Origin of the sequence: Paenibacillus tritici (assembly GCF_013204885.1) — a bacterium.
Taxonomy (GTDB): domain Bacteria; phylum Bacillota; class Bacilli; order Paenibacillales; family Paenibacillaceae; genus Paenibacillus_AQ; species Paenibacillus_AQ tritici.
In genome coordinates, this window is record NZ_JABMKX010000021.1 from 91,551 (window position 1) to 101,255 (window position 9,705).

Here is a 9,705-nt window from a genome sequence, read left to right on the forward strand (position 1 = left end):
GATACACCCTCCCGTTAGAGTTAATGGACCTTACGCTTCCTTGTTCACAACCAGTGCCGAAGAGACGCCTCCCCTCCCTCTGGCGAGAATCAGTGAGGACTCCACCGCTATCCGGCTGCTGATTCCCGGCACAAAGTTCAAGTTATGGTCTGGAACAGACTCCGCCAGATACGGAAGGCCGGGCAGCTCCCCGTGATTCATGGCAAGCACGCTCAGGGCAACATCGAACGCCCCTGCGGCGCCAACCGTGTTGCCGAAGGAGGTCTTGGGACAACCCGCCCATTTGTCTGCTGCACTATCGCCGAATACCTCCTGGATGGCCGAGCATTCAATCCCGTCTTCACGGGCGGATGCCGCCCCGTCCAGGGAGAGATAACCGATGCTCTCCGGCTGCGTATCCGAATGCCCGATCGCCAGCCGGATGGCTCTGGCACACTGCGCCACACTGTCCTCCAGCGGAGCCGCTTCCTGGCCGTCATTCGTGAATCCGAAGCCCTGGATACTCGCTCTCACCCGCCCGGACGCCTCACGCCGCTGGAGGCTGCGCTCCGATTCGAGGCAGAGGAAGGCCGCCCCTTCGGCTAACGCCATTCCGTTCCGGGCTTCTACGAACGGCCGGTACGCTGCCTGCGGACTATCCGCCTTCAGGTTCAGCAGCCCCTCCGAGTTGTAGAAGGAGAGCGCCCACGGATCAAGCGGCGTCTCTGCACCGCCCACGATGGCCGCATCAATAATCCCGCTGCGGATGGCTCTGGCCGCATACGCTATGGCAAGCAGCCCGCTGCTCCGGTCCGCGATGACGGTCTTGCTGTAACCCTTAATATCAAAAGCCAGCGACATATGCCCCTGTGCAGCAGCCGGAAACCAGTTGCTCGCCAGGTTCGGGTCAATGAAGGGGGCACCCTCGGTATGCAGGACGCGCAGGCCATTCCTTGCACTCTCCCAGCCCCCCGAGTTGTTGCCGACGAAGATGCCGATCCGCTCACGGCTCATCGAACCCAGCTCCCAGCGGGCATCATCCATGGCGTCCTTAGCGGCCAGGATCGACATCACAGAGAAACGGGAGCATTTCTTAAGCAGACGCTTCGAGATGACCCGCTCCGGCTCCATCCCTCTGACTTGTCCGGCGAAGGGAGGTGCGGCGCCAACCGTACCCTCAAGCTGAAGCGGAGTCATATAGTTGACGCCGCTCAGAAGTCCCTCCCAGAATGCCCCTGCGTTATTCCCGCAAGGCCCTACCATGCCAACTCCGGTTACGAACACTTTATTCTTCATGGGCTGCACATCCATTGCTCAGTCTGAAGCTTCCCTGCCATATTACTGAACTCGTTCTCCGCCAGAATCATCGCTGAATGGATGCCGGAGAACCCGCTTGCATTGGTCAGAATATGGTGCAGGTCACGCTTTAACGCTTGCTTCGGCACATAGTTCAAATCACAGGCCGGGTCTGGCTCGTCCAGATTGGCCGTTGGCGGGACATAGCCTTCGTTCAGGGCCAGCAGACAGTGAACAATCTCAATGGCGCTTGCTGCCGAGAGCGGATGACCCACCATGGATTTCGTCGAGCTGATCGGAATGGAGTAGGCCAGGTCGCCGAAGGTTCTTTTGTAAGCCGCCGTCTCAAATGCATCATTCTGCGGAGTCGAGCTTCCATGCGCATTGATATATTGAATGTCCTCCCCTGTAAGGCCGGCATTCTTCAGCGCCTCGTTCATCGTCAGACTGAGGGCATCCCCGTTCTGCGGCAAATCCGTCATATGAAAAGCATTGTTCGTGCTGGAGAATCCGGTGACCTCACCATAGATGTTGGCCTGCCGGCTGAGCGCATGCTCCAGCTCCTCCAGCACAACAACCGCGCAACCCTCGCTGAGCACGAATCCGCTCCGGTTCTTCTCAAAGGGTCTGGAGGCCCGCTTCGGATCATCGTTGAACTTCGAGGTCAAGGCACCAATCGCATCGAACGAAGCAATGGTCATGGAGCTGATCGGTGCTTCCGCTGCCCCGCAGATCATAATGTCGTGTTCACCTGCGGCGATAGATTCGTACCCGTAACCGACAGCATCAATGCCGCCAGTACAGCCTGTTGACATCACCAGTGCTTCTCCCTGCAGCCCGAACTCATGCGCCACTTCAAAAGCTATATAAGAGAACATGCCCTGGCGGTACAGGTCCTCCTGGCAGAACCCGTGATCAATCGGCCCCTGGCCGCCTTCCGTCATCCGCAGAAAGGTCTGCTCCGAGAACGGGGTATCGGCAATCGCATTGGCGATGCAGACCCCGGAACGCTCCCGCAGCTCCTTCGTGAACTCCAGCCGTGCATCGGCAACCGCCCGTACAGCGGCGTTGACCGCCAGTATACCCGGCCGGCCCATGCCCGCCCTCTGCGCTTCATCGGCCGTCCGGCCCAGATGCTCGAACTCCGGTATTCTCCCGGTGACCCGGCTTTTCAAGGCCATATGCTCATAGCCCTGCAAGCTGTCATATCCAACCTTACACTCCAGGCTGTTCCTCCAGAACTTCTCCAGCGTATTCCCTAGCGGAGTAAGCAGCCCCATTCCGGTGATCACAACTCTTCTTCCCGTCACATTCTCCATCCAGCCTCAGCTCCGAACCGTTTGCTTCTCGATATTGTGCTTGACTGCTGCCATCTGCTCCTTGGTTGTGCGGTTCAGATGGGCTTCAACCTGCGCTTCGGTGAGGCCGCTGGCGGGATCTACCTCGAACTCCTGAATCCAGGTCATGTACGTACCCCCGTCTTGCTCCTCATAGAGCCATTCCAGGTTCATATGCTTGAACGGCAGCAGCGGCTCCAGGCGCTTCGCGGTAATCCGGAAGTTCGGCCGGTCCAGCCATCGTTCCGATATCCATGAGCGCGAAGGCCGGTTACTCTCGGGATGAGTAGTCAGCTCAAAGCGGATGTAGGCGTCCCCCTGCTCCAGCACCCGCGTTCCCTGATATTCCGTGAATAAGTCTGTCCAGCCCGCAATGTCATTGGTCCTGTCAAATACGGTGATCCGGTCTGCATGAATCCAGATACTGTTCTGAATCGTTGCCACTATACATGCCTCCCCAATAGTATTAGGAACATCGTAACGCTAAAGTTCCGCTGGAGACATAACCCGGCTGTTAAGTTTGCGTTAATTTACAGTTATTCCTTTTTTTGCAGAAGCGCGGCGGATATACACAAGTGGAATTTGTACATCTAATTTGGCGTCAGCGATGGATTTCCAGAAATTAGTTGGAAAAACAACACTTACGAGGCCCAATTTCTGCTGAATCCGTAAGATTCGGTGGAGGAGGTGTACTTTTTCCAACTGCTTCCCCATAACACACTGTTGCGGAAGATTTAAGTGCCTTTTTTCCAACTCTCCTCCCCCTTCACCCACGCCGCAAAAAAAAGACCTGACAATAAATTGTCAGATCTAGAGGCTAACTGAATATCCGATTCCCCGGCGGAACAGAATGACATCGCTTCGGCCGGCGGTCGTCTCAATTTTGTGTCTCAGCTTATATACATACTGCCTGACAATTTCAGGAGAAGTATAGCTGTCCCACAGGTGGTGCAGAATCTGCTCGGTGGGGATATACTGGCCCTGGCATTCCAGCAGCAGGTCAAGCAGTTCAAATTCCTTACAGGTAAGTTCAATGACCGTCTCGCCGACTTTTAAGGATTTGGAGTGAAGGTTGAGCGCGATCCCCTTAGATCGTCTGGAGCAGGGGGTGTCCTTGCTTAGCCCTTCGTCAAACCAGCAGCGCAAACGGCTGAATAATTCATCCTGGAAGCCATGGCGTTCATATCTGCCGAAGTAAATGTGATTAGACGGGATTTGGACAGGAATGCCCTGAGTGCCGGTCTCCTCCACAATAATGAACATCTTCAGCGTAAGCAGCTGCTGCAGATATTGCATCGTATGAAGGAATCCCGGGTTGAAATCCGGAGTGCTCACAACTACACCGTCAAACCTCAGGCCTTCCTTCACAATATCGACCAGCGCATCAAGCTCCTTGAAATGAAACACCTTGCAACCGTACACCCGGGCAAAAAAAGAATGAACATTCTGAAACCTACAATCCTCACAAGGCTCTGTGGAACCCGCACAACATACCAGTGCAACCCGCATGCGCTTCTCCCCAATCCATTCTTCTCATCATTGAACTAATTTCACCAACATTCTTATTTCTATTTTATAGTATTAATTAGGATAAAAAAGGAAAAATATCATAGTTTTCTACTTGAAAAATGAACAAAAAAAGGGCCGCGCATTTTCGCTACGGTCCTCTGGGTTGCGGACAGCCCTCTATCAGCATTACTTAACCGCTATTTCTACCCCGTCTGCCTGCTTAGCCACAGGGTAATCGAAGCGTAGACGAAGCGCTACCAGGGCCGCCAGCATCAAAATCAAACCGGATAGCATATAGACAAAGATTAGCGAACTTTGCGCCACCAGCATGCCAGAAAGTCCTGTCCCGATCAGCGTACACCCGGTAAAGATTGGAGTGATGAGGCCATTAATCCGTCCGATATATTCGGCCCGCACCAAAGTCAGCATATATGTGCCAATTACAGTCTGCGTCAAAGCCAGGAACAGACCGGTAATCAGCCGCATCCCGCCTGTCAGCACCGGCCAGACCGACCATACTTCAATCATCGTCCCCGCTCCAAGCAGAATCAAACCGGCGAAAACCACCCCTTTGCCCTTCAGGCGGCCGGACAGGCTGGCGGCGATTATGGCCCCGATCAAGAGGCCCGAGCCGGACAAGGCGGTAAACCACTGCAAGTCTGCTTCCGCCAATCCCAGCCGCTCTGTAACCAGGAAGATGTCGAGCGGAGCGGTCAAACCGGCTCCCAAGGCAAGGACGCCAAACATCACCATCAACACTTTCAAGTTGGCATGTTCCCGCAGGTAGAGCAGTCCGCCCCGTAAATCCCTGACTACAGCCTGTACGGACAACTTTTCCATGGAGCGCGGGGAATCGGGCAGGAAGAACAAAAAGCAAGCGGAAAGCGCAAAGATTACCAGCAGGCTGCTTAAGGAAACCATAACTCCGAAGGTGTAGTACACAAAGGTGCCGAGGATGGGGCCCAGGATGATGAACAGCGAGCTGACCATCTGGGTCATTGCCATGGCAGCCGTCAACTCTTGTTCCGGGACATGAGTCTTAAGCAGCTTGGATGAGGAAGGCTGGGAGAACTGCGACACAATCGCGGAAATCATCGTCACAACAAACACCGCCTGCCAGTATCCCCAGGCCACCACGAATAAAATCGGCACAATGGAGAGAAAGCTTAGAATATCGCCCCAGATCATGGTGCGCTTGGGACGCCAGCGGTCCGCCAGCACACCGCCCACCAGGGAAAACAAAAAAATCGGCGCGTATTCCACAACTGTAAGCAAGGACACAGCCACCGGGTCGCCCTGCGTCTGCTGCACCACATAATAGAGCAAAGCCATATTTCGCACCCAAATTCCCACCTGCTGCAGCACATCCGAAGCCATCACCAGCAGGAACACCCGATTGCGCAATAATTCTTTCATCTGTATTACCTCCTTTTTAGATAAAACCGACCGTTCGGTTTAATTATTCGCAAATAAACATGCCTGCCCGAGAAATTCGGTTCAACCACTCGAACAGGCTCCGCTTCGTTCACTTCTTCTGAATCCCCTCTAATAACACAGCCACCGCGTCTTGTGTATGCTGGTGCATCCCGTCTTTGGGGAACACTTGGGGGTACAGCGTCAAGCCGCTTAACATACTGGTGAATAACACAGCCAGCTTGCCCGGGTCCGCCACAGTAAAAATCTGCTGTTCCATCCCCTCCCGGAAGATCTCGGTAAATACTTCAATCTGCACCATTGAGATCTCGATCAGCCGGTCATGCACCTCCTGGTAACCATCCTGCATATTCATGGAAAATTCTTCAGCGACCTTCGTCAGAGGACTCTGGAAGCTGTTCACGAAATGCAAGCTTGCTCCCATCAGTCTGCTTCCGACCTCGGGAAATTGGCGGCGAATCTCCGCCCACTCCTCCACCCATTCGCGGTTTATTTTCTCAACCATACTCACAAACAAATCATCTTTGCTGGAAAAGTGGTAATAAATGCTGCCCTTGCTGACCCCCGTGTGCTTGACGATATCCTCCATCGAGGTGGCGGCATATCCCTTCTGCACAAAAAGCTCCAGCGCCTGGTCAAGGATCAAACTCCGCTTTACCGAACCTTTGGGTGTACTCATTTCATTCCTCCTACATAAAACCGACTGTTCGGTTTAATTATATGAGGTTATATTGGGGAATGCAAGCCTGGAATGAAGACGATTCGTCTCGATTTTCTTTCCCAATGAGGATTAGATATCTTCTTATGCTATAATCGTCCATAAGATTAAACCATTCGACACAGGGGGTAGGCAACTTGGACAATATGGACCGAAAAAAGCGATTGGATGAGCTTGCCGCAGCATTCAGCGAATGTCAACAAGCCTTATTTGCGATTGGAGATCCGACACGCCAATTGATCATTCTGGCCTTGATTGAAGGCAGCGGTGAATCCAATCAAGGGAGCCGGGTGGGTGAGATCGCCTCCAGAACCAACCTGTCCCGCCCGGCCGTATCCCACCATATGAAGATTTTGAAGGATGCCCATTTCATTTGTATGAGACGGGTTGGCACCAGGAACTACTACTATTTAGAGGTTTTACACAGTGACCTGTTCAAGCTGAAGCAGCTTTTTGACGACTCTGCGGCGTTTGTACACCAGCTTCAAGCTAGCTCTACACCAGTAATGAAAGAGGAAGGGTGACTCTGCAATGGAACATTTTGTGTTGAACAACGGTGTGGTAATGCCAAAGATTGGTCTCGGTGTGTATAACATCAAAGATAATAATGAAGACGCTATACTCTGGGCGCTCAATAACGGGTACCGGCATCTGGATACGGCCGCTGCTTACCGCAACGAGGAGCTGATCGCCAGGGCCATCCGGAAATCAGGCGTCAAGCGAAGCGATATCTTTATTACGACCAAGGTATGGAGTACTGATCTGGGGCGGAAGACCCGTCAGGCGTTTGAGACCAGTCTGCAAAAACTGCAAACCGACTATATTGATCTTTATCTGATCCACTGGCCAGCGAAGAACTACCTGGAGAGCTGGCATCTCATGGAATCGCTGTACAAGGAGGGGAAGATCCGGGCCATTGGGGTATCTAATTTTGAGCAGGAGCATCTGGACAAGGTTATGAAGCAGGGAACCATCATTCCCGCTGTGAATCAGATCCAGACGAACCCTCTGCTGCAGCAAGGTGCGCTTCATGAATACATGGGCAAGCATGGGATACAGCATGTTGCCTGGAGCCCCTTTGGACATGGGAACAAGGAGATACTTGCCCACCCTGTACTGGCCGAAATTGCAGCCAAGTATAATAAAACAGCGGCGCAAGTCATCCTGAGATGGAACCTCCAGCGGGATATCGCAGTGATTCCGAAATCAGTCACTCCCGCAAGACTGCAACAAAATTTGGAAGTATTTGATTTTGCTCTGTCTGACGATGAGATGGGTCAAATCGTTGCCCTGGATCAGAATAAACGGGGCTTTGTTGATCCTCAGAACAAATTTTACCTATGGACAACCCGTTTTATCCCGCTGTCATAAATTTTTCTGCACCAACTGCAACATTTCGCCTCAAATGACCATCTTAGTATATAGAGGTGATGCACAATGAAACCAACTAATCTAACGAAGCACGCAAAAAAAATGAGCATCGCGTGCGGAATTCTGGCTGCCAGCTTATCGTTCGGAGCGTCCGCGTTTGCATTTTCGGACCTTAAAGGAAACCCTGCCGAAACCAAAATCAATGCACTGCATAACGCCGGTGTGATCAACGGTATAACTAGTGATCTGTTTGCCCCCAAGGCTAAAGTGACCACGGCCCAAGCCATCCAGTTTCTTGTCAAAGGATTGGCGCTTGCCCCACAACCGGGGACGGACAGCAATGCTTCCACGGCCAGCAGTTTTTTTGAGAATGTAAAAGATAATGCCTGGTATGCTTCCTCGTTCGCAATTGCCCAGCAGAGCGGCCTTACGCTGGCGAAGGATATCGACCCGAACGCGCCTATGACCCGGGCAGAATTCGCCCACTTATTGACGCAAGCCTTGCAGAGCAAGGGCAATTTCCCGGTCACCAAAATGTTCTTCATGATTGAGGATGGCGATAAACTCTCTCCAGAGGTTAATTACAGTCTCCAGGTCCTGCTGAACACGAAGGTACTTACCCTGGACAACGGCAAATTCCGCCCGGCAGATGTCATTACTCGCTCCGAGGCTGCGGTGATGATCCATGATGCTGCTGATTTTGCCGCACGGGTGATCACTCCGAATAATCCGGTGATTGAGCCTTCTGAACCGGAGCCGGTTCCGGTCAATAACTACGTCTCGGATGTAGTCCTGGAAAAAGCGGCTGAAGGCGTCAACAAAGCCACCATCACCGTTGACAATCTGCCTAACCCAGGTTACGGCTTGGTAGTTGAGCGTATCGAGTTCACCAGTGCTACCAAAGCAGTGCTTTACTTCAAAGTCACCTTGCCTGACCCGGATAAAATGTACGCTCAGGTGATCACCAAAGGTTCGGTATCCACATATCTGCCCGCAGGCTACACCGCGACAGCAGAGCCTGTAATGGGTTCGCGCTGGCTGCAGCCGTCCACCCAGACTCAATAAGATGTGATGATCCTCCAAGGATTGGTCAAGGAAAAGTTAAAAGGGGCTGTCCCAAAAGCCATGAAATGGCTGCCTGGGACAGCCCTTTGTTTTGAAGTAAGATCAACGTGGGCACTTGGGTGGACGCTGCGCGAACGGACCGTTATTCCAATCGCTGTGCTCTCCAGATTTTTTTCATTCCCCTTAGCGGTGAAAATCCGGAGACCAAGGCGACCGCTGTCGCTTTTCCACAATCGTTCCGTTCTCTCCGCTGTTTAAGCGGAAAATAGACGACAATATTTATAAAAACGCAAAAAAAGAAACCTCTCTTTTGTTAAAATGGAGTTACCACACAACCATTTCAAAGGAGAGGTTTCTTTGTACATTCAATATACCATGGACCAACTTTGCTTGCCAATGGATCTGGAAGAAGATATCCCGGAAAATCACCTCGTTCGCGTCGTGAATGCCGCCGTCAATCGGCTGGACAACGCCATTTTTGACGCTGCTTATCCCGGCGGCGGCCGCGACAGCTACCATCCCAAAATGCTCACCAAAGTCATCATCTACGCCTACACTCAGCGAATCTATTCGTCTCGCCAAATCGCCAAAGCGGTACGGGAGAACATTCCCTTCATGTGGCTGGCCGGGCGGCAGCGACCCGACTTCCGTACGCTGAATCGCTTCCGTTCCCAGCGGATGAGAAATGTCCTCGAAACGGTATTTACCGCCGTGCTTCAGTTTCTGGCTGACGAAAACTACGTGTCTCTGGAGCATTATTTTGTGGATGGCACCAAGATCGAGGCCAACGCGAATCGTTACACTTTCGTGTGGGGCAAAGCGGTTAGTAAATATAAGTCCAAGCTGCAAGAAAAGGTACAGGCTTTGTTTGAGGACATTGAGGCTGCAGAGAAACAAGAAGAACAGGAACACCGCGGCCAGGACCTGAGCGAACTTGGCGAGTCCGCTGAGATCAGCAGTGAGAAACTCGAACAAATGACTCAGGCGCTGGAGTCA

General features: G+C 52.6%; 11 protein-coding genes. 4 read left to right on the forward strand and 7 right to left on the reverse strand.

Features of this window, described 5'->3' with window-relative positions; genetic code table 11:
* Window positions 1–30: 30 nt before the first annotated feature.
* From HQN87_RS27855 to HQN87_RS27885, 7 genes are all read right to left on the reverse strand, one after another.
* Window positions 31–1,275: a beta-ketoacyl-[acyl-carrier-protein] synthase family protein gene (locus HQN87_RS27855; protein ID WP_173139925.1), complete on the reverse strand. Its 1,245-nt coding sequence runs from the start codon at window positions 1,273–1,275 to the stop codon at window positions 31–33.
* Window positions 1,272–2,594 (reverse strand): beta-ketoacyl-[acyl-carrier-protein] synthase family protein, encoded by a 1,323-nt coding sequence (locus HQN87_RS27860; protein ID WP_173139927.1) that lies wholly within the window; start codon window positions 2,592–2,594, stop codon window positions 1,272–1,274. The genes HQN87_RS27855 and HQN87_RS27860 overlap by 4 nt, the downstream gene beginning before the upstream one ends.
* Before the next feature lie 6 nt (window positions 2,595–2,600).
* A complete protein-coding gene (locus HQN87_RS27865; protein ID WP_173139929.1) occupies window positions 2,601–3,056 on the reverse strand; it encodes an SRPBCC family protein in 456 nt (151 codons plus the stop codon).
* Between the two features lie 81 nt (window positions 3,057–3,137).
* On the reverse strand, window positions 3,138–3,365 hold the full coding sequence (locus HQN87_RS27870) for a hypothetical protein (protein ID WP_173139931.1): 228 nt from the start codon (window positions 3,363–3,365) through the stop codon (window positions 3,138–3,140).
* A gap of 57 nt (window positions 3,366–3,422) precedes the next feature.
* Window positions 3,423–4,019, reverse strand: coding sequence for a winged helix-turn-helix domain-containing protein (locus tag HQN87_RS27875; RefSeq protein WP_173139933.1), 597 nt, complete (start codon window positions 4,017–4,019; stop codon window positions 3,423–3,425).
* 288 nt (window positions 4,020–4,307) lie between these two features.
* A complete protein-coding gene (locus HQN87_RS27880; RefSeq protein ID WP_173139936.1) occupies window positions 4,308–5,537 on the reverse strand; it encodes an MFS transporter in 1,230 nt (409 codons plus the stop codon).
* A gap of 109 nt (window positions 5,538–5,646) precedes the next feature.
* Window positions 5,647–6,234, reverse strand: coding sequence for a TetR/AcrR family transcriptional regulator (locus tag HQN87_RS27885; RefSeq protein ID WP_173139938.1), 588 nt, complete (start codon window positions 6,232–6,234; stop codon window positions 5,647–5,649).
* Window positions 6,235–6,419: 185 nt separating this feature from the next.
* Between HQN87_RS27885 and HQN87_RS27890 the strand changes: the two genes are divergently transcribed.
* The 4 genes from HQN87_RS27890 to HQN87_RS27905 form a co-directional block, all read left to right on the forward strand.
* Window positions 6,420–6,797, forward strand: a complete 378-nt coding sequence (locus HQN87_RS27890) for an ArsR/SmtB family transcription factor (protein WP_173139974.1) — start codon at window positions 6,420–6,422, stop codon at window positions 6,795–6,797.
* Window positions 6,798–6,804: 7 nt separating this feature from the next.
* A complete protein-coding gene (locus HQN87_RS27895; protein WP_173139940.1) occupies window positions 6,805–7,644 on the forward strand; it encodes an aldo/keto reductase in 840 nt (279 codons plus the stop codon).
* 66 nt (window positions 7,645–7,710) lie between these two features.
* Window positions 7,711–8,709, forward strand: a complete 999-nt coding sequence (locus HQN87_RS27900; RefSeq protein WP_173139942.1) for an S-layer homology domain-containing protein — start codon at window positions 7,711–7,713, stop codon at window positions 8,707–8,709.
* 357 nt (window positions 8,710–9,066) lie between these two features.
* Window positions 9,067–9,705: transposase (locus HQN87_RS27905; protein WP_173139943.1), on the forward strand; the 639-nt coding region annotated here is incomplete at its 3' end.

Bases quoted from the DNA above. Each gene is read 5' to 3' on its own strand.
- HQN87_RS27855 (WP_173139925.1), bottom strand. From the start codon at position 1,275: ATGAAGAATAAAGTGTTCGTAACCGGAGTTGGCATGGTAGGGCCTTGC.
- HQN87_RS27860 (WP_173139927.1), bottom strand. From the start codon at position 2,594: ATGGAGAATGTGACGGGAAGAAGAGTTGTGATCACCGGAATGGGGCTG.
- HQN87_RS27880 (WP_173139936.1), bottom strand. From the start codon at position 5,537: ATGAAAGAATTATTGCGCAATCGGGTGTTCCTGCTGGTGATGGCTTCG.
- HQN87_RS27885 (WP_173139938.1), bottom strand. From the start codon at position 6,234: ATGAGTACACCCAAAGGTTCGGTAAAGCGGAGTTTGATCCTTGACCAG.
- HQN87_RS27890 (WP_173139974.1), top strand. From the start codon at position 6,420: ATGGACCGAAAAAAGCGATTGGATGAGCTTGCCGCAGCATTCAGCGAA.
- HQN87_RS27895 (WP_173139940.1), top strand. From the start codon at position 6,805: ATGGAACATTTTGTGTTGAACAACGGTGTGGTAATGCCAAAGATTGGT.
- HQN87_RS27900 (WP_173139942.1), top strand. From the start codon at position 7,711: ATGAAACCAACTAATCTAACGAAGCACGCAAAAAAAATGAGCATCGCG.